The organism is Streptomyces sp. NPDC034037, from assembly GCF_055575715.1.
The window spans coordinates 1-22,159 of sequence record NZ_JBVISC010000016.1 but is presented as its reverse complement, the minus strand read 5'-3'; the positions used below and the strand labels follow the sequence as shown (position 1 = coordinate 22,159).

Below are 22,159 nucleotides of genomic sequence, written 5' to 3'. Positions count from 1 at the left end.
TCGAAAAATGTGAAAGGGAACGTTCTCAGATGGCGAACGAGGAAAAGCTTCGCGCCTATCTCAAGCGGGTCACGGGGGATCTGCACCAGGCTCGGCAGCACATCAGGGACCTGGAGGGACAGGGCTCCGAGCCGATCGCGATCGTCGCGATGAGCTGCCGGTACCCGGGCAGTGTGCGTTCCCCCGAGGAACTGTGGAAGCTGGTCGCCTCGGGCACCGACGCGATCTCCGAGTTCCCGGAGAACCGCGGCTGGGCCGACGACCTGTACGACGCGGACCCGGACAAGCCGGGCAAGAGCTACACCCGCGAGGGCGGATTCCTCCATGAGTCCGACCAGTTCGACCCCGCGTTCTTCAACCTCAGCCCGCGGGAGGCACTCACCATCGACCCCCAGCAGCGGCTGCTGCTGGAGACGTCATGGGAGGCGTTCGAGCGGGCCGGGATCGACCCGGCCACACTGCGCGGCAGCCACACCGGCGTCTACGCCGGCGTCATGTACAACGACTACGGGACGCGGCTGTACGGCACGCTGGACAACTTTGAGGGCTACCTCGTCAACGGCAGCGCGGGCAGCGTCGCCTCGGGCCGTGTCGCGTACACCTTCGGCCTCGAAGGCCCCGCCGTCACCGTCGACACGGCCTGTTCGTCATCGCTGGTGACCCTCCACCTCGCGGCGCAGGCGTTGCGGCGCGGCGACTGCACCCTCGCGCTCGCGGGCGGCGTGGCCGTGATGTCGACGCCCGAGATCTTCGTGGAGTTCAGCCGCCAGGGCGCGCTGTCTCCCGACGGCCGCTGCAAGTCCTTCTCGGACCACGCGGACGGCACCGCGTGGGCCGAGGGCGCGGGCATGCTGCTCCTTGAGCGGCTCTCGGACGCCCGCCGCAACGGACACCCGGTGCTCGCGGTCATCCGGGGCAGCGCGATCAACCAGGACGGCGCGTCCAACGGCCTGACCGCTCCCAACGGCCCGGCGCAGCAGCGTGTCATCCGCAAGGCGCTGGCGGACGCCCAGCTCACGCCCGAAGACGTGGACGCCGTCGAGGCGCACGGCACGGGTACGACGTTGGGCGACCCGATCGAGGCGCAGGCGCTGCTGGCCACGTACGGCCAGGGCCGCTCGGAGGAGCGGCCGCTGTGGCTGGGCTCGCTGAAGTCCAACATCGGTCATACGCAGGCCGCCGCCGGCGTGGCGGGTGTGATGAAGATGGTGCTGGCGATGCGGCACGGGGTGTTGCCGCGGACGCTGCATGTCGATGAGCCGTCGGCGAAGGTGGACTGGGAGGCCGGCGCGGTCGAGCTGCTCACCGAGGAGCGGGCCTGGCCCGAGACCGACCGCCCGCGTCGCGCGGGCGTGTCGTCATTTGGCGTGAGCGGCACGAACGCGCACGTGATCGTCGAGCAGGCTCCGACGGCGGACGAAGTGCCGCCGGAACCGTCGGTGGCCCTTCCGGTCGTGCCGTGGGTGGTCTCCGGTCGTGGGGTGGAGGCGTTGCGGGGGCAGGCGGTGCAGCTGCTTTCCCGTGTGGCGGCCGACGAGAAGCTGTCCTTGGTGGATGTGGGGTGGTCGCTGGCTTCCGGGCGGTCGGCCTTCGAGTACCGCGGTGTGGTCATCGGCGGGGACCGGGATGCTCTCCTGGCCGGTCTGGGCGCTCTGGCGCGCGGGGAGACCGCCGCCGGCGTGGTCGGCGCACCCGCGCGGGGCCTGTCCGGTGCGGGTGACCGGGTGGTGTTCGTCTTCCCGGGTCAGGGTTCGCAGTGGGCGGGTATGGCGGTCGAGCTGCTGGACAGCGCGCCGGTGTTCGCCGACCGGTTCGCTGAGTGTGGGCGGGCGTTGGGGGAGTTTGTCGACTGGGATCTTGAGTCGGTGGTGCGGCAGGCGCCGGGGGCGCCGTCGTTGGAGCGGGTGGATGTCGTCCAGCCGGTGCTGTGGGCGGTGATGGTGTCGCTGGCCGCGTTGTGGCGTTCGTACGGTGTTGAGCCTGCTGCGGTGGTGGGGCATTCGCAGGGTGAGATCGCGGCCGCGTGCGTGGCGGGTGGGTTGTCGTTGGGTGATGCGGCGAGGGTGGTGGCGCTGCGTTCGCAGGCGATTGCCGGTGGGCTGGCGGGGCTTGGCGGGATGGTGTCGGTGGCTTTGCCGTTGGTGGAGGTGGAGTCTCGGCTTGAGGCGTTCGGTGGCCGGGTCGAGGTCGCGGCGGTGAACGGGCCGGCGTCGGTGGTGGTGGCCGGTGATCCGGATGCGTTGGATGAGCTGCTGGCCCAGTGCCAGGCTCAGGGGGTCCGGGCGCGCAAGGTTCCGGTGGATTACGCCTCGCACACTTCGCACGTCGAGCGCATCGAGGAGCGGCTTGCGGAGCTGTTGGCGGGGATTGAGCCGAAGTCGTCGTCGGTGCCGTTCTATTCGACGGTCACGGGTGGTCTGTTGGACACCGTCGAGCTGGATGGCGCGTACTGGTATCGCAATCTGCGGCACACGGTTCGCTTCGAGGAGACCGTCGGCGGTCTTCTCGCGGAGGGGGACGCGGTCTTCGTCGAGGCGTCGGCCCACCCGGTGCTGACCATCGGGCTCCAGGAGATCGCCGAGGCCCGAGGCGCGGAGCAGAGCGTTGTGCTGGGCTCGCTGCGGCGTGACGAAGGCGGTCTCGACCGCTTCCTGGCCTCCCTCGCCGAGGCTCACGTCCAGGGTGTGACTGTTGACTGGGGTGTGGCTTTCGCCGGCGCGGGCGCGTCCCGCGTCGACCTGCCGACGTATGCCTTCCAGCGCGAGCGCTACTGGCTGGACGTACCGGAGGGCGCTACGGGGGACGCGTCCGGGCTGGGGTTGAGTTCGGCCGGGCATCCGCTGTTGGGTGCGGCGGTTGAGCTGCCGGACTTCGAAGGGGTTGTGTTCACGGGTCGGTTGTCGTTGCGGTCGCATGGTTGGCTGGCCGATCACGCGGTGGGTGACACGGTGTTGCTGCCGGGGACGGCGTTCGTCGAGTTGGCGTTGCGTGCGGGTGATGAGGTCGGTTGTGACGTCGTCGAGGAGTTGACGCTCCAGGCGCCGTTGGTGCTGCCCGAGCGGGGTGGGGTGCGGTTGCGGCTGACGGTCGCCGAGCCGGACGACGCGGGCCGCCGCACCCTGAGCGTCCACTCGCGGCCCGGGGACGAGGCGTTGGAGGAAGCGTGGCTCTGCCACGCCACCGGCGTGCTCGCTCAGGGCGCGGTACCGCCCGTGGGTGACCTGACGGAATGGCCTCCCAAGGGCGCGGTCGCGCTGAACACCGAATCTCTGTACGAGGACCTCACCGCCGCCGGATACGGCTACGGCCCGGCCTTCCAGGGCCTGCGGGCGGCCTGGCGGCGCGGGGACGAGATCTTCGCCGAGGTGGCGCTCGCCGAGGAGCAGCAGGCCGAGGCCGCCCGGTTCGGCGTCCACCCGGCGCTGCTCGACGCGGCCCTGCACGGTGTGCGTCTCGGCGCGTTCTTCGACGACGCCGAGCAGGTGCGGCTGCCGTTCGCATGGCGCGGGGTGACGCTGCGCGCGGCGGGTGCGTCGGAGCTGCGGGTCTCCCTCGCCCCGGTCGGCGCCGAGTCGGTCTCGGTGACGGTGGCCGACGGCACGGGCGCCGTGGTGGCGGCGGCCGAGTCCCTGGTGCTGCGCCCGATCGACCCCGAGCAGCTCGCGGGGGCGCGGCACAACGACTCGCTGTTCCGCATGGAGTGGACCACGCTGCCGGACTCGGCGTGGGGCGGCGCCGAGCGGCCCGGCGTATGGGCGCTCATCGGCGCGCCCGAGGGACTCGCGGGGTCCGGTCTCGACGGGGCCGGGGGCATCACGTACGAGAGCCTCGACGCGCTCGGCGCGGCGATCGACACCGGCGCGGTCGAGGTCCCGCGCCTGGTCCTGGCCCCGCTGGCCTCCCCGCCGGAGGACATGCCGTCGGCCGTGCGGAACACCGCCCATCAGGCGCTGGCGCTGGTCCAGAACTGGCTGGCGGACGAGCGGTTCGCCGCGGCGCGGCTGGCCGTGGTGACGCGCGGTGCGGTCGCGGCGGGGCCGGGCGAGGACGTGCGGGATCTGGCGGCGGCCCCGGTCTGGGGCCTGCTGCGCTCGGCACAGTCGGAGCACCCGGGCCGCTTCGTCCTGCTGGACACCGACGCGAGCCCCTTGTCGGCCGCGACGCTGCTCGACGCTGTCGCGGACGAGCCGCAGCTGGCCGTTCGCGCGGGCGAGGTACGCGTACCGCGGCTGGTGCGCGCCGCCGCGCCGACGGCCGACCACCGCGTTCCACCGCTTGATGGGCGTGGCACGGTCCTGGTGACGGGTGCTACGGGCACATTGGGTGGTCTGGTGGCTCGGCATCTGGTCGCTGAGCACGGTGTGCGGGAGTTGTTGCTGGTCAGTCGGCGCGGAGCGGACGCGCCGGGGGCGGACGAGCTGGTCGAGGAGCTGACCGGGCTGGGTGCCCGGGTGCGGCTGGCGGCGTGTGATGTCGCTGATCGCGGGGCGCTCGCCGAGTTGCTGGGGTCTGTTGCGGATGAGCATCCGTTGACGGCTGTGGTGCACACGGCGGGTGCGTTGGACGACCGTCTGGTGTCCGCGCTGGATCCCGAGCACTTCGAGACGGTGCTGCGTCCGAAGGTGGACGCGGCCTGGAACCTGCACGAACTCACCAAGGACCTCGACCTGTCCGCCTTCGTGCTCTTCTCCTCGGCGGCGGGCACGCTGGGCAGCGCCGGCCAGGGCAACTACGCGGCGGCGAACGTCTTCCTCGATTCCCTCGCGCAGCACCGCAAGGTGGCCGGGTTGCCGGCGGTGTCGCTGGCCTGGGGCTTCTGGGCCCAGCGCAGCGCGATGACGGGGGAGCTCGGCGACGCTGACCTGGCGCGCATGGCGCGTTCCGGCCTCGTGGCGCTCTCCTCCGAGGAGGGCCTCACGCTCTTCGACTCCGCGATCGGCGCGGACGAGGCATTGATCATGCCGGTGCGCCTGGACGTGGCGGCGCTGGGGGCGTCGGGCGGGGGAGTGCCCGCGATCGTGCGGGGTCTCGTGCGGCCCTCGGTGCGCCGGGCGCGGGCGATCCAGGCCACGGGCGGTGCCGGTGGTTCCGGGCTGGCGCAGCGACTCGCGGCCGTTGGCGAGGCCGAACGGTCGCGCATGATGCTGGAGCTGGTGCGCGGGCATGTGGCGGCGGTGCTGGCACACGGTTCCGCGGGCGCGGTGGAGGACGGCCGGGCGTTCAAGGAACTGGGCTTCGACTCGCTGACCTCGGTGGAGCTGCGGAACCGGCTGAATGAGGCGACCGGGTTGAGGCTGCCCGCGACGCTGGTGTTCGATCACCCGACGCCGGTCGCGCTGGCCCGGCACCTGCTCGCCGAAGTGCTGGGTGAGCAGGGCGCGGTGGCGGCCCCGGTGGCCGCCGCGGCGGGCGACGAGGACCCGATCGTGATCGTCGGCATGGGCTGCCGCTATCCGGGTGGCGTGGGTTCACCGGAGGAGCTGTGGGACCTCGTCGCCGCCGGCATCGACGCGGTCTCGGAGTTCCCGATGGACCGCGGCTGGGATCTCCGGAGCCTGTACGACGCCGACCCGGACCGGCAGGGCAAGAGCTATGTGCGAGAAGGCGGCTTCCTGCACGACGCCGCCGAGTTCGACCCCGGCTTCTTCGGGATCTCGCCGCGTGAGGCCTCGGCCATGGATCCGCAGCAGCGGCTGCTGCTGGAGACCTCGTGGGAGGCGTTCGAGCGCGCGGGAATCGACCCGGCCTCGCTCAAGGGCAGCCCGACGGGCGTCTTCGCCGGAGTGATGTACAACGACTACGGCTCCCGGCTGCGCACCGCGCCTGAGGGCTTCGAGGGCTACCTGGGCAACGGCAGCGCGGGCAGCGTTGCGTCAGGCCGTATCGCCTACACCCTGGGTCTTGAGGGTCCCGCGGTGACGGTGGACACGGCGTGCTCGTCCTCGCTGGTGGCGCTGCATCTGGCGGCGCAGGCGCTGCGCCAGGGGGAGTGCTCGTTGGCGTTGGCCGGTGGTGTGGCCGTGATGTCGACGCCAGCGGTTTTCGTGGAGTTCAGCCGTCAGCGGGGGCTCGCGGCGGACGGCCGCTGCAAGTCGTTCGCGGACGGTGCGGATGGCACGGGGTGGGCCGAGGGTGCGGGGATGCTGCTGTTGGAGCGGTTGTCGGATGCCCGCCGTAACGGCCACCCGGTGCTGGCGGTGGTGCGTGGTTCTGCGGTGAACCAGGATGGTGCCTCGAATGGGTTGACGGCGCCGAATGGTCCCTCGCAGCAGCGGGTGATCCGTCAGGCGCTCGCGAGCGCGCGGTTGGCGGCTGCCGATGTGGACGCGGTGGAGGCGCACGGTACGGGGACGACGCTCGGTGACCCGATCGAGGCGCAGGCACTGCTCGCCACGTACGGTCAGGACCGGCCGGAGGACCGGCCGCTGTGGCTGGGTTCGTTGAAGTCGAACATCGGTCATGCGCAGGCTGCTGCCGGTGTGGCGGGTGTGATGAAGATGGTGCTGGCGATGCGGCACGGCGAGCTTCCGCGCACCCTGCATGTGGACGAGCCGTCGACGAAGGTGGACTGGTCGGCGGGTGCGGTTGAGCTGCTGACCGAGCAGCGGGAGTGGCCGGAGAGCGACCGACCGCGCCGTGCTGCGGTCTCCTCGTTCGGCATCAGCGGAACGAACGCGCACGTCATCATCGAGGCGGCACCCGCGATTGACGTGGAGCCCGAGGACTCCGTTGCGCCTGCGGTGGTGCCGTGGGTGGTGTCGGGGCGTGGTGTGGGTGCGCTGCGGGGTCAGGCGGGGCGTTTGGTGTCGCGTGTGGAGCGTGATGCTGGATTGTCGCTGGTGGACGTGGGGTGGTCGTTGGCGTCGGGGCGGTCGGCGTTTGAGCACCGTGCTGTGGTGTTGGGCGAGGGTCGGGGTGCTCTGGTGTCTGGGTTGGGTGCGTTGGCGCGGGGTGAGGATGCGCCGGGTGTGGTGAGGGGGCCGGATGAGGGTGTGGGTTCTGGTCGGTTGGCGGTGTTGTTCTCGGGCCAGGGCAGTCAGCGGGTCGGAATGGGCCGCGAGCTGTACGGCCAGTTCCCGGTGTTCGCGGACGTGTTTGACCAGGTCTGCGGGCTGCTGGACCAGGAGCTGGCCGGGCATGTGGAGCGCTCGGTTCGTGAGGTGGTGTTCGGGGATGCTGGTCTGCTGGGACAGACGGTGTTCACCCAGGCCGGCCTGTTTGCGGTCGAGGTGGCACTGTTCCGGCTGGTCGAATCCTGGGGCGTGACCCCGGAGTTCGTGGGTGGGCATTCCATCGGTGAGATTGCGGCGGCTCATGTGGCCGGGGTGTTCTCGTTGGAGGACGCGGTCCGGCTGGTGGCGGCTCGCGGCCGGTTGATGCAGGCGCTTCCCACCGGCGGGGCGATGATCGCCCTCCAGGCCACCGAAGAGGAGGTCACGCCTCTCCTCGCCGAGTACGGGGACCGGATCGGCATCGCGGCGATCAACGGACCGACTTCCGTGGTCGTCTCCGGCGACGAGGACGCTGCTCTCGCCGTCGCGGAGACGCTGCGCGGTCAGGGCCGTAAGACCAAGCGCCTTGACGTCTCGCACGCGTTCCACTCGCCGCGCATGGCCCCGATGTTGGACGACTTCCGTGCGGTTGCCGAGTCCCTGACCTACGCGGCGCCGCGCATCCCCGTGGTCTCGAACGTGACCGGGAAGCTGGCCACGAACGATGAGCTGGGCTCGGCCGAGTACTGGGTCCGCCATGTCCGTCAGGCTGTGCGCTTCGCGGATGGCGTGACCACCCTTGCCGAGCAGGGCATCTCGGCATTCCTGGAACTGGGTCCTGATGGCGTGCTGAGCGCCATGAGCGAGGAAGTCGTGGCGGACGGGGTGTTCGCACCCGTGCTGCGGTCCGGTCGGCCCGAAATCGAGAGCCTGTTGTCGGGCTTGGCGCAGGTCTGGGTGCAGGGCGTGGCTGTGGACTGGGCCGCGCTCTTCGCCGGTACGGGTGCCTCGCGGGTGGATCTGCCGACGTATGCCTTCCAGCGGGAGCGGTTCTGGCTTGATGCGCCGGCTGGGGTGGTTGGTGTGGATGAGGTGGAGGCGCAGTTCTGGGAGGCGGTGGAGCGGGAGGATGTGGAGTCGCTTGCTTCGACGCTTGATGTTTCTGGTGATGAGTCGTTGAGTGCGGTGTTGCCGGTGTTGTCGTTGTGGCGGCGGCAGCGGCAGGTGCGGTCTCGGCTGGATGGCTGGCGTTATCGCATCGGCTGGAAGCCCGTGCCGGTTGAGCCGTCGGCGGTGCTGTCGGGGGTATGGCTGCTGGCGGTTCCCGCGGGGGTGGCCGATGACCCGTGGATCGAGGAGACGGCGCGCGGGCTGGAGAGCCGGGGCGCCGAGATTCGACGTCTGGTCGTGGAGATCGATGGTGATCGTTCGCGTCTGGCGCAGTCCATATCCGAGGCGGCGGCCGGCGCTTCTGTGAGTGGTGTGCTGTCGCTGGTGGCGCTGGACGAGGCTGTGCGTGACGGTGTCCCTGGGGGTCTAGCGGGTTCGTTGGTGTTGGTGCAGGCGTTGGGTGATGTGGGGGTGGAGGCGCCGCTGTGGGTGGTGACGCGTGGTGCGGTTTCGGTGGGTGGGTCTGAGTCGCTGGTGAGTGCGGTGCAGGCGCAGGTGTGGGGGTTTGGCCGGGTGGTGGCTCTGGAACACCCGGAGCGTTGGGGCGGTCTCGTGGATCTGCCCGAGACGCTGGACGAGCGTGTTGCGGACCGGCTGGCGGGTGTGCTGGCTGGTGCTGGTGGTGAGGATCAGGTCGCGGTCCGCTCGGCTGGTGTCTTTGGCCGTCGTCTGTTGCGGGCTGGTGGCCGCGGTGTCGGTCAGGAGTGGCGCACCAGTGGCACGGCCCTGATCACCGGTGGTACCGGCGCGCTGGGCGGGCATGTCGCCCGCTGGCTGGCCCGTAACGGTGCCGAACACCTCGTACTGACCAGCCGCCGTGGTCCTGATGCTCCGGGCGCGCAGGAGCTGGAGTCGGAGTTGCTGGGGCTTGGGGTGAAGGTCACTGTCGCCGCTTGTGATGTGGCCGACCGGGCCGCACTCGGGCAACTGCTGGCCTCGATACCTGCCGCGCATCCGCTGACGACCGTGATCCACGCCGCCGGTGTGCTGGACGACGGAGTCATCGAGTCCCTGACCCCCGAGCGCTTCGCGAGCGTCCTGCGCGCCAAGGCCGACGCGGCGCTGCATCTGCACGAGTTGACCAAGGACCTCGACCTCTCCGCGTTCGTCGTGTTCTCGTCCCTTGCCGGGGCTGTTGGTGGAGCGGGTCAGGGCAACTACGCGGCTGCGAACGCGTACCTCGACGCGTTGGTGGAGCAGCGTCGGGCGTCCGGTCTGCCGGGCACGTCCGTCGCGTGGGGACCCTGGGCCGAGGCCGGAATGGCGGTCGGTGGCACCCAAGAAGAACGGATGCAGCGCGGCGGTCTCGCCGCGATGGACCCGACCGAGGCGCTCGCAGTCCTGGGCCAGGTGCTCGACGGTGACGCGACGTATGCGGCGGTCGTCGATGTGGACTGGGAACGGTTCGCGGCGGACTTCGCAGCCGAGCGGCCCTCCCCGCTGATCAGTGACATCCCTGAAGCCCGCAAGGCACTGGAGTCGACCGGCGCCGCGTCCGCGAGCCCGGCGGCGGACACGGCGGCCGCGCTCCGTGAACAGCTGGCCGGCCTCGCTCCGGCGGAGCAGGACCGGACGCTGCTCGCACTGGTACGCACGCAGGTCGCCGCGGTGCTCGGACACGCGGACGCCGAGGGGATCCCCGCTGGGCGGGCCTTCAAGGACCTCGGTTTCGACTCGCTGACCGCCGTCCGGCTCCGCAAGCGGCTCAGCAAGGCCACCGGCCTGCGACTAGCGGCCACCTTGGTCTTCGACTACCCGACGCTCAAGGCGCTCTCCGATTATCTGCTCGGCGAGTTGCAACAGGACGGTCCGAAGCGTTTTGACGTCATTCTCGGTGACCTCGAGAAACTGGAATCAGGCATTGCTGAGATGGCCGTCGATGAGACCGCGCGTGGCGAAATCGCGCTACGTCTCAAGGCGATCCTGAAGCTGTGCAGCGCGGAGGAAGAAGGCGACACCGCGCCCGCTGGAGCCGAGAAGTTCGATTCGGCTTCAGACGACGAAGTATTCGATTTCATCAGTAATGAGCTCGGGATTTCGTGACTTGATCCCTGCGCGTTTTGACTTGATCAGCAACAAATTCTTGATTTTCTGGGGTGATGTCGCGTGACGAACAGCAGCGAGGAAAAGCTTCGTTATTTCCTTAAGCGAGTGACTGGCGAGCTGCACGAAGCGCGGCAACGCATCCAGGAAATGGAGTCCGGCGAGCAGGAGCCGATCGCGATCGTCGGCATGAGCTGCCGCTTTCCGGGAGGCGTGAACTCCTCGGAGCAGCTGTGGGACCTGCTCGCCTCCGGTGGTGACGCGATCTCCGAGTTCCCGACCGACCGGGGCTGGGACCTGGAGACCCTGTACGACCCGGATCCCGCGCAGTCCGGCACCTCGTACGTACGCGAGGGCGGCTTCCTGGAGGAGGCCGCCGCGTTCGACCCGGCGTTCTTCGGGATCTCGCCGCGCGAGGCCCTGGCCATGGATCCGCAGCAACGGCTGCTGCTGGAGACCTCGTGGGAGGCGTTCGAGCGCGCGCAGATCGACCCGGCGTCGCTGCGCGGCAGCAAGACTGGTGTGTTCGTCGGCACCAATGGCCAGGACTACGCCGCACTCCTGCGGCGAGCGCCCAAGCAGTCGGAGGGCTACCTTGCGACCGGCGTAGCGGCGAGCGTGGTCTCGGGCCGTATCTCGTACACCTTCGGCCTGGAAGGCCCCGCGGTCACGGTCGACACGGCGTGCTCGGCTTCGCTGGTGACCCTGCACCTGGCCGCTCAGGCGCTGCGCCAGGGCGAGTGCTCGCTCGCACTCGCCGGTGGCGCCACGGTGATGTCCACGCCCGAGGCGTTCGTGGAGTTCAGCCGGCAGCGCGGGCTTGCCTCCGACGGCCGCTGCAAGGCGTTCGCGGACGGCGCCGACGGCACCGCGTGGGGCGAGGGTGCGGGGATGCTGCTGCTGGAGCGGCTGTCGGACGCGCGGCGTAACGGTCATCCGGTGCTTGCGGTGGTGCGTGGCTCGGCGGTGAACCAGGACGGTGCGTCCAATGGTCTGACGGCGCCGAACGGTCCGTCCCAGCAGCGCGTCATCCGCCAGGCACTGGCCGGCGCGGGGCTGACCTCGGCCCAGGTCGACGCTGTCGAAGCGCACGGTACGGGAACGACGTTGGGCGATCCGATCGAGGCCCAGGCGTTGTTGGCGACGTATGGGCAAGGGCGTGCCGAGGGCCGACCGTTGTGGCTGGGTTCCCTGAAGTCGAACATCGGTCATACGCAGGCCGCCGCCGGCGTCGCCGGTGTGATGAAGATGGTGCTGGCGATGCGGCATGGGGTGTTGCCGCGGACGCTGCATGTGGATGAGCCCTCACAACAGGTGGACTGGTCGGCAGGTGCGGTTGAGCTGCTGACCGAGCAGCGGGAGTGGCCGGAAAGTGACCAGCCGCGGCGGGCGGGTGTGTCGTCGTTCGGCGTGAGCGGCACGAACGCGCACGTCATCATCGAGGAAGCGCCCGCGGTCGAGGCACAGTCGGGCGAGCCCGAGGGGCCGGCGGTGACGCTTCCGGTGGTGCCGTGGGTGGTGTCGGGTCACGGCGTGGATGCGTTGCGGGCACAGGCGGCCCGGCTGTTGTCGCGTGTTGAGGGTAATGCTGGGCTGTCGCCGGTGGATGTGGGCTGGTCGCTGGCGTCCGCGCGTTCTGCTTTCGAGCACCGGGCTGTGGTGGTCGGTGACGGCAGGGATGCTCTGCTGGCTGGGTTGGGCGGGTTGGCGCGGGGTGAGTCTGCTCCTGGCGTTGTCGTCGGTCAGGGTGTGGGTTCTGGCCGGTTGGCGGTGTTGTTCTCGGGCCAGGGCAGTCAGCGGGTCGGAATGGGCCGCGAGCTGTACGGCCAGTACCCGGTGTTCGCGAAAGCGTTTGACCAGGTCTGCGGGCTCCTGGACCAGGAGCTGGCCGGGCATGTGGAGCGCTCGGTTCGTGAGGTGGTGTTCGGGGACGCGGATCTGCTGGGTCAGACGGTGTTCACCCAGGCTGGCCTGTTCGCGGTCGAGGTGGCTTTGTTCCGGCTGGTCGAGTCCTGGGGCGTGGTGCCCGACTTTGTGGGTGGGCATTCGATCGGTGAGGTCGCGGCGGCTCATGTGGCCGGGGTGTTCTCGCTGGAGGACGCGGCTCGGCTGGTGGCGGCTCGCGGCCGGTTGATGCAGGCACTGCCCGCAGGCGGGGCGATGATCGCCGTCCAGGCCACCGAAGCTGAGGTCACGCCTTTGCTCGCCGAGTACGGGGACCGGATCGGCATCGCCGCGATCAACGGGCCGACCTCTGTGGTCGTCTCCGGCGACGAGGACGCCGCCCTCGCCCTCGCGGAGACGCTGCGCGGCCAGGACCGTAAGACGAAGCGTCTTGATGTGTCGCACGCGTTTCACTCGCCGCGCATGGACCCGATGCTGGACGACTTCCGTACCGTCGCCGAAAGTCTGGCCTACGCGGCGCCGCGTATCCCTGTCGTCTCGAACGTGACCGGGAAGCTGGCCACGTCCGACGATCTGGGCACGGCCGAGTACTGGGTCCGCCATGTCCGTCAGGCTGTCCGTTTCAGCGAGGGTGTGGCCAGTCTTGCCGCAGAGGATGTGTCCGCCTTCCTTGAGCTGGGCCCCGATGGGGTGCTGAGCGGCCTGGGTCCGGAGACTGTCGCCGACAGGGCGTTCGTTCCGGTGCTGCGGTCGGGGCGCCCTGAGGCCGAGGCGTTGCTGTCGGGCCTTTCGCAGGTCTGGGTGCGGGGCGTGGCTGTGGGCTGGGCGGGCGTGTTCGCCGGTGCGGGCGCCTCGCGGGTGGATCTGCCGACGTATGCCTTCCAGCGCAAGCGCTACTGGCTGGAGCCGCAGGCCGGAGCGGCCGGCAGTGGCACCGCCTCCAGCCTCGGGCTCGGCTCCGCCGAGCACCCGCTCCTCGGCGCGGCCGTCGAACTCGCCGGTGAGGGCGGTCTGTTGCTCACCGGCCGACTGTCGCTCCAGACACACGCCTGGCTGGCGGATCACGCCGTGGCGGACAGCGTGCTGCTGCCCGGCACCGCGTTCGTCGAGCTCGCCATCCGTGCGGGCGACCAGGTCGGCTGCGAGGTCGTCGAGGAACTGACGATCCAGGCCCCGCTGATCCTCCCGGCTCGCGGCGGTGTGCAACTGCAGCTGACGGTCGGCGAGCCGGACGACTCGGGACAGCGGTCCCTGAACATCTACTCACGCGCGGGCGACGCCTCGGGTGAGGAACCGTGGACCTGCCACGCCACGGGTGTGCTCGGCACGAGCGCGCGGCCGGGCGCCTCGGCGGAGCGGGCCGCGGAGCTCGCGGGTGTATGGCCGCCTGAGGGCGCGGTCGCGGTCGGGACCGATGACCTGTATGAGCGCTTCGCCGCCGCCGGATACGGCTACGGCCCGGCCTTCCAGGGCCTGCGGGCGGCCTGGCGGCGCGGGGACCAGGTGTTCGCCGAGGTGGCGCTCGCCGAGGACCACCAGGCCGAGGCCGCGCGCTTCGGCATCCATCCGGCGCTGCTCGACGCGGCTCTGCACGGGCTGCGCCTCGGCGGATTCTTCCCCGACGACGGACAGGCGCGGCTGCCGTTCGCCTGGCGTGGTGTGACGCTGCGGGCCACGGGCGCCGCGATGCTGCGGGTGGCCCTGGCCCCGACCGGCGCCGACGCGGTGTCCGTGACGGTGGCCGACGGCGCGGGCGACCTGGTGGCCGCGGTGGATTCGCTGGTCGTACGCCCGGTGGACCCCGACCGGCTGGCCGCGGCCCGTGGCGGGGAGCAGCACGAGTCCCTGTACCGGGTGGACTGGACGACCGTTCCGCACATCGCCTCGGACGCTACGGCGACGGCCGCGACGTGGGCCGTGCTGGGCGGCCTCGAGGGGGACCTGCCGCTCGCCGCCCTGCGCGCCGGGGGAGTGGTGTACCAGGACCTGGACGCACTGGGCGCGGCCGTCGCCGCCGGCGGCACGGTGCCGCCGGTGGTGCTGGCTCCCTGCGTACCCCCGGCCACGGACCGGGGTATGGCCGAGGATGTGCGCACGGGCCTGTTCCGGATGCTCGAGGTCGTGCAGACCTGGCTGGCGGACGGGCGGTTCACCGGGTCGCGCCTGGTGGCCGTCACCCGGGGCGCGATGTCGACCGAGCCCGGCGAGGACGTACGGAACCTGGCCGCGGCCTCGGTGTGGGGGCTGCTGCGGTCGGCGCAGTCCGAGAACCCGGGCCGTTTCCTGCTGCTCGACACCGACACCGACGATGCCTCCGAGGAGGTGCTGCCCGCCGCGGTCGAGTGGGCGATGGCCCAGGACGAGACGCAGGTGGCGCTGCGCGCCGGTGAGGTGCGGGTGCCCCGCATGGCGCGGATCGCGCGTGACGGCGCGGTTCTCACGCCGCCCGCCGGTGTGACCGCATGGCGCCTCGAAGTGCCGAACAAGGGCTCGTTCGGCAACCTGCGGCTGCTGGAGTACCCGCCGGCGGCTGCGCCCCTCGCCGAGGGGGAGGTCCGGGTCCGGGTACGGGCGGCCGGGCTCAACTTCCGCGATGTGGTGCTCGCACTCGGCGTCGTACCGGACCAGGAGGTCATGGGCAGCGAGGCGGCGGGCATCGTGGCCGAGGTCGGTCCCGGAGTCACCGACCTGGCCCCCGGAGACCGGGTGATGGGTCTGTTCTCCGGTTCCTTCGGCCCGCTCGCCGTGAGCGACCGGCGGATGCTCGCGCCGATGCCGGCCGACTGGTCCTTCGAGCAGGCGGCGTCCGTGTCCCTCGCGTTCCTGACCGCGTACTACGGGCTGCGGGACCTCGCCGACCTGCGGGCCGGCGAGTCGGTGCTGGTGCACTCGGCCGCCGGTGGTGTGGGCATGGCCGCGGTGCAGCTGGCCCGGCACTGGGGCGCGGAGGTCTTCGGCACGGCCAGCGAGGGCAAGTGGGAAACGCTCCGCGCCTCCGGCCTCGACGACGCGCACATCGCCAACTCGCGCACGCTGGAGTTCGAGGAACGCATCCTCGCCCAGACCGGGGGCCGGGGCGTGAACGTCGTACTGGACTCCCTGGCCCGGGAGTTCGTGGACGCCTCGCTGCGGCTGCTGCCGAGCGGCGGGCGCTTCCTGGAGATGGGCAAGACCGACAAGCGGGACCCGGCGGAAGTGGCCGCCGCGCACCCTGGAGTGGCGTACCAGGCGTTCGACCTGTCCGAGGCGGGCCCCGACCGCATCCAGGAGATGCTCACCGAACTGCTCGACCTGTTCGAGCAGGGCGTATTGACGCCCCTGCCCGTCACCACCTGGGACATCTCCCGGGCCCCGGAGGCGTTCCGCCACCTCAGCAACGCCAAGCACATCGGCAAGGTCGCCCTCACCCTGCCCGCTCCGCTCGGTGACGGCGGGACCGTGCTGGTCACGGGTGGCACGGGGACGCTCGGCGGGCTGGTGGCCCGGCATCTGGTGGTCGGGCATGGGGTGCGGCGGTTGCTGCTGGTGAGCCGCCGTGGGGCTGAGTCTCCCGGCGCTGACGCGCTGGTGGCGGAGCTGACCGGGCTGGGCGCCGAGGTGCGGGTCGCGGCATGTGACGTGGCGGACCGGGAGGCGCTGGCCGAGGTGCTGGGGAGCGTTCCGGCGGACGCTCCGTTGACAGGCGTGGTGCATACGGCGGGTGTGCTGGATGACGGCTTGGTGTCGGCACTCACTCCGGAGCGGTTCGAAGCGGTGCTGCGCCCGAAGGTGGACGCGGCGTGGAACCTGCATGAGCTGACGAAGCACCTCGACCTCTCCGCCTTCGTGCTGTTCTCCGGCGCCGCCGGCATCTTCGGCAGCGCGGGCCAGGGCAACTATGCGGCGGGCAACGTCTTCCTGGACGCGCTCGCGCAGCACCGCAAGGCCACCGGGCTGCCGGCGGTGTCGCTTGCCTGGGGCTTCTGGGCCCAGCGCAGCGGCATGACAGGCCACATGAACGACACCGACCTGGCCCGCATGGCGCGCTCCGGCATGGTGGCGCTGTCGTCCGAAGAGGGCCTCGCCCTCTTCGACGGTGCCACGGGCATGGACGAGGCTCTCGTCATGCCGCTGCGTTTGGACGCGGTGGCGATGGGGGCGGCGGGTGCGGGAATGCCCGCGATCGTACGGGGTCTTGTCCGGTCCCCGGTGCGCCGCTCACGGGCGGTCGAGGCCACGGGCGGTGGCGCGGGCTCCGGGCTGGCACACCGGCTCGCGGCGATCAGCGAGGCCGAACGGCCGCGCATGATGCTGGAGCTGGTACGCGGCCACGTCGCAGCCGTCCTCGGGCACGGCTCGGCGGACGCGGTGGAGGAGAGCCGGGCGTTCAAGGAGCTGGGCTTCGACTCGCTGACCTCGGTGGAGCTGCGGAACCGGCTGAATGAGGCCACCGGGTTGCGGTTGGCCGCGACGCTGGTGTTCGATCACCCGACTCCGGTCGCGCTGGCCCGGCACCTGCTCGCCGAAGTGCTGGGTGAGCAGGGTGCAGTGGCCGTGGCACCGGTGGCCGGGGCGGCGGGTGACGACGACCCGATCGTGATCGTGGGGATGGGCTGCCGCTATCCGGGCGGTGTGGGCTCGCCCGAGGAGCTGTGGGACCTCGTCGCGAGCGGTGGCGACGGGATCTCGGGGTTCCCCGTGGACCGTGGTTGGGACGTGGAGAACCTCTACGACCCGGACCCGGAGCGGTCCGGCACCTCGTACGCGCGGGAGGGCGGTTTCCTGCACGACGCCGCGGACTTCGACGCGGCGTTCTTCGGGATCTCGCCGCGCGAGGCCTCGGCCATGGATCCGCAGCAGCGGCTGCTGCTGGAGACCTCGTGGGAGGCGTTCGAGCGCGCGGGAATCGACCCGGCCTCGCTCAAGGGCACCCAGGCCGGCGTCTTCGCCGGAGCCTCGTCGCAAGGCTACGCGCTCGGCATGCAACAGCTCGTCGAGGGCAGCGAGGGCTACTACCTGACCGGCAACGCGACCGCCGCCGTCTCGGGCCGTATCGCCTACACCCTGGGTCTTGAGGGTCCCGCGGTGACGGTGGACACGGCGTGCTCGTCCTCGCTGGTGGCGCTGCATCTGGCGGCGCAGGCGCTGCGCCAGGGGGAATGCACACTCGCCCTGGCGGGCGGTGTGGCGGTGATGTCCACCCCGACGATGTTCGTGGAGTTCAGCCGTCAGCGGGGGCTCGCGGCGGACGGCCGCTGCAAGTCGTTCGCGGACGGTGCGGATGGCACGGGGTGGGCCGAGGGTGCGGGGATGCTGCTGTTGGAGCGGTTGTCGGATGCCCGCCGTAACGGCCACCCGGTGCTCGCCGTGGTCCGTGGCTCAGCGGTGAACCAGGACGGTGCCTCGAATGGTCTGACGGCGCCGAGCGGTCCGTCGCAGCAGCGGGTGATCCGTCAGGCGCTCGCGAACGCGCGGCTGACGGCCGCCGACGTGGACGCGGTGGAGGCGCACGGTACGGGCACGACGCTGGGTGACCCGATCGAGGCGCAGGCGCTGCTGGCGACGTACGGTCAGGACCGGTCGGAGGACCGTCCGTTGTGGCTGGGTTCGTTGAAGTCGAACATCGGTCATGCGCAGGCGGCTGCGGGTGTGGCTGGTGTGATGAAGATGGTGCTGGCGATGCGGCATGGGGTGTTGCCGCGGACGCTGCATGTGGATGAGCCCTCACAACAGGTGGACTGGTCGGCGGGTGCGGTTGAGCTGCTGACCGAGCAGCGGGAGTGGCCGGAGAGTGACCGGCCGCGGCGGGCGGGTGTGTCGTCGTTCGGCGTGAGCGGGACGAACGCGCACGTGATCATCGAGCAGGCGCCTGCGAGCGTGCTGGAGTCGGACGAGCCGGCGGGGCCGGCGGTGACGCTTCCGGTGGTGCCGTGGGTGGTGTCGGGGCGTGGTGCCCAGGCATTGCGGGGTCAGGCGGGGCGTTTGGTGTCTCGTGTGGAGCGTGATGGTGGGTTGTCGCCGGTGGATGTGGGGTGGTCTCTGGCGTCGGGGCGCTCGGCGTTTGAGCACCGTGCTGTGGTGGTCGGTGACGGTCGGGGTGCTCTGCTGGCGGGGTTGGGTGCGTTGGCGCGGGGTGAGGATGCGCCGGGTGTGGTGAGGGGGCCGGATGAGGGTGTGGGTTCTGGTCGGTTGGCGGTGTTGTTCTCGGGTCAGGGCAGTCAGCGGGTCGGGATGGGCCGTGAGCTGTATGGCCAGTTCCCGGTGTTCGCGGACGTGTTTGACCAGGTCTGCGGGCTGCTGGACCAGGAGCTGGCCGGGCATGTGGGGCGGTCGGTTCGTGAGGTGGTGTTCGGGGATGCAGATCTGCTGGGTCAGACGGTGTTCACCCAGGCCGGCCTGTTTGCGGTCGAGGTGGCACTGTTCCGGCTGGTCGAGTCCTGGGGTGTGACACCGGAGTTCGTGGGTGGGCATTCCATCGGTGAGATTGCGGCGGCTCATGTGGCCGGGGTGTTCTCGTTGGAGGATGCGGTTCGGCTGGTGGCGGCTCGTGGCCGGTTGATGCAGGCATTGCCCGCGGGCGGGGCGATGATCGCCGTCCAGGCCACCGAAGCTGAGGTCACGCCTCTGCTCGCCGAGTACGCGGACCGGATCGGCATCGCCGCGATCAACGGGCCGACCTCCGTGGTCGTCTCCGGCGACGAGGACGCTGCTCTCGCCGTCGCGGAGACGCTGCGCGGTCAGGGGCGTAAGACGAAGCGCCTTGACGTCTCGCATGCGTTCCACTCGCCCCGTATGGACGCGATGTTGGACGACTTCCGTGCGGTTGCCGAGTCCCTGACCTATGACGCGCCCCGCATCCCCGTCGTCTCCAACGTGACCGGGAAGCTGGCCGCGTCGGATGAGCTGCGCTCGGCTGATTACTGGGTGCGGCATGTCCGTCAGGCTGTGCGCTTCGCGGATGGCGTGACTGCCCTTGCCGAGCAGGGCATCTCGACGTTCCTCGAACTGGGCCCCGATGGCGTGTTGAGCGCGATGGGTGCGGAGTCCGTGAGAAATGGGGTGTTCGCACCTGTGCTGCGGTCCGGTCGGCCCGAAGCCGAGACACTGCTGTCGGGCTTGGCGCAGGCGTGGGTGCAGGGCGTGGCTGTGGACTGGGCCGCGTTCTTCGCCGGCAGGGGTGCGTCGCGGGTGGATCTGCCGACGTATGCGTTCCAGCGTGAGCGGTTCTGGTTGGAGGCTCCGGCGTCGGCTGGGGTGTCGGTCGATGAGGTGGAGGCGCGGTTCTGGGAGGCGGTGGAGCGGGAGGATTTGGAGTCGCTTGCTTCGACGCTTGATGTGTCGGGTGATGAGTCGTTGAGTGCGGTGTTGCCGGCGTTGTCGTTGTGGCGGCGGCAGCGGCAGGTGCGGTCTCGGCTGGATGGCTGGCGTTATCGCATCGGCTGGAAACCCGTGCCGGTTGAGCCGTCGGCGGTGCTGTCGGGGACATGGCTGTTGGCGGTTCCCGCGGGTGTGGCCGATGACCCGTGGGTGGAGGAGACGGTGCGCGGGCTGGCGAGCCGGGGCGCCGAGATTCGACGTCTGGTCGTGGAGATCGATGGTGATCGTTCGCGTCTGGCGCAGTCCATATCCGAGGCGGCGGCCGGCGCGTCTGTGAGTGGTGTTCTGTCGCTGGTGGCGTTGGACGAGGCGGTGCGTGACGGTGTTCCCGTGGGGTTGGCGGGTTCGTTGGTGTTGGTGCAGGCGTTGGGTGATGTGGGGGTGGAGGCGCCGTTGTGGGTGGTGACGCGTGGTGCGGTTTCGGTGGGTGGGTCTGAGGCGTTGGTGAGTGCGGTGCAGGCCCAGGTGTGGGGGCTTGGCCGGGTGGTGGCTCTGGAGCATCCGGAGCGTTGGGGCGGTCTGGTGGATCTGCCCGAGACGCTGGATGAGCGTGTCGTGGACCGGCTGGCGGGCGTGTTGGCCGGTGCTGGTGCCGGTGGCGAGGATCAGATTGCGGTCCGCTCGGCTGGTGTCTTCGGCCGTCGTCTGTTGCGGGCTGGTGGCCGCGGTGCCGGCCAGGAGTGGCGGATCAGTGGCACGGCCCTGATCACCGGTGGTACCGGCGCGCTGGGCGGGCATGTCGCCCGTTGGCTGGCCCGTAACGGTGCCGAACACCTCGTACTGACCAGCCGCCGTGGCCTGGACGCCCCCGGCGCTTGTGACCTGGTCGGTGAGCTGGAAGCGCTGGGGGCGAAGGTCACCGTTGCCGCTTGCGATGTGGCCGACCGGGCCGCACTCGGGCAACTGCTGGCCTCGATACCTGCCGCGCATCCGCTGACGACGGTGATCCACGCGGCCGGTGTGCTGGACGACGGAGTCATCGAGTCGTTGACTCCCGAGCGCTTCGCGGGCGTGCTGCGTGCAAAGGCGGGCGCCGCCCTCAACCTGCACGAACTCACGAAGGACCTTGACCTCTCCGCGTTCGTCGTGTTCTCGTCGTTCACCGGTGCCGTGGGCAACCCGGGACAGGGCAACTACGCGGCCGCGAACGCGTACCTCGACGCGTTGGTGGAGCAGAGGCGTGCGCTGGGTCTGCCGGGCACGTCCGTCGCGTGGGGACCCTGGGCCGAGGCCGGAATGGCGGTCGGTGGCACCCAAGAAGAACGGATGCAGCGCGGCGGTCTCGCCGCGATGGACCCGGCCGAGGCGCTCGCAGCCCTGGGCCAGGTGCTCGACGGCGACGCGACGTATGCGGCGGTCGTCGACGTGGACTGGGAACGGTTCGCAGCGGCCTTCACAGCAGTCCGTACGGCACCGCTGATCAGCGACATCCCCGAGGCCCGCAAGGCACTGGAACAGGCGGGGGCCGGGATAGCCGGCGAGGACGCCCAGTCCTCCTCCGCGCTCCGTGCTCAGCTGCTCGGTCTTTCCCCGGCCGAGCAGGACCGTACGCTGCTTGAGCTGGTGCGCACGCAGGTGGCTGCGGTGCTCGGGCACGTCAAGACCGATGCGATCGTGCCGGGCAAGGCCTTCAAGGAGCTTGGCTTCGACTCGCTGACCGCGCTCCAGCTCAGCAAGCGGCTCCAGGCGGCGACCAGCCTGAACCTCCCCGCCACGCTGGTTTTCGACTATCCCACCCCGACCGCGCTCGCCCGGTTCCTGCGGGCTGAGATCGTCGAGGAGCCCGGCTGGGCGGCGGCCGACGCCTCGCCGGGAGCCGTCGCGGCGGACGACGACCCGATCGTCGTCGTCGCGATGAGCTGCCGCTTCCCGGGTGGGGTGAACTCTCCCGAGCAGCTGTGGGAGTTGTTGGCCGCGGGCGGTGACGCCGTCTCCGAGTTCCCGACGAACCGTGGTTGGGACGTGGAAAGGCTCTACGACCCGAACCGCGAGCGGCCGGGGACCTCGTACGTACGGGAGGGCGGCTTCCTGGAGGAGGCCGCCGCGTTCGACCCGGCGTTCTTCGGGATCTCGCCGCGTGAGGCCCTGGCCATGGATCCGCAGCAGCGGTTGCTGCTGGAGACCTCGTGGGAGGTCTTCGAGCGGGCCGGTATCGACCCGGCCTCCCTCAAGGGCAGCCGCACCGGTGTCTTCGCGGGGACCAACGGCCAGGACTACTCGGCGCTGCTGCAGCACGCGCCGGAGGGCCTTGAGGGCTACCTCGGCACGGGCAGCGCGGCCAGCGTGGTCTCCGGGCGACTCTCGTACACCTTCGGCCTGGAGGGCCCCGCGGTCACGGTCGACACGGCATGCTCCTCCTCGCTGGTGACCCTGCACCTGGCCGCTCAGGCGCTGCGGCAGGGCGAATGCACGCTCGCGCTCGCGGGCGGCGTGACGGTGGTGTCGACGCCGACGGTGTTCGTGGAGTTCAGCCGCCAGCAGGCGCTGTCTCGTGACGGCCGCTGCCGGGCCTTCTCCGCGGATGCGGATGGTACGGGCTGGGGTGAGGGCGCGGGCATGCTGCTGCTGGAGCGGTTGTCGGATGCCCGCCGCAACGGACACCCGGTGCTGGCGGTGGTGCGTGGCTCGGCGGTGAACCAGGACGGTGCGTCCAATGGTCTGACGGCGCCGAATGGTCCCTCGCAGCAGCGGGT

The 22,159-nt window shown here is 70.7% G+C and carries 2 protein-coding genes; both read left to right on the top strand.

Translation table 11 applies throughout. The annotated features are described in order from the left end of the window. Positions 1-29: 29 nt before the first annotated feature. Positions 30-10,205 carry a type I polyketide synthase gene (locus tag ACZ516_RS33760; RefSeq protein ID WP_469013595.1) on the top strand — a complete coding sequence of 3,392 codons (10,176 nt, stop codon included), beginning with the start codon at positions 30-32 and terminating at the stop codon, positions 10,203-10,205. A 63-nt stretch (positions 10,206-10,268) separates the two neighbouring features. Next, positions 10,269-22,159 (top strand): type I polyketide synthase (locus ACZ516_RS33755; RefSeq protein ID WP_469013593.1); only part of this gene is annotated, 11,891 nt, incomplete at its 3' end.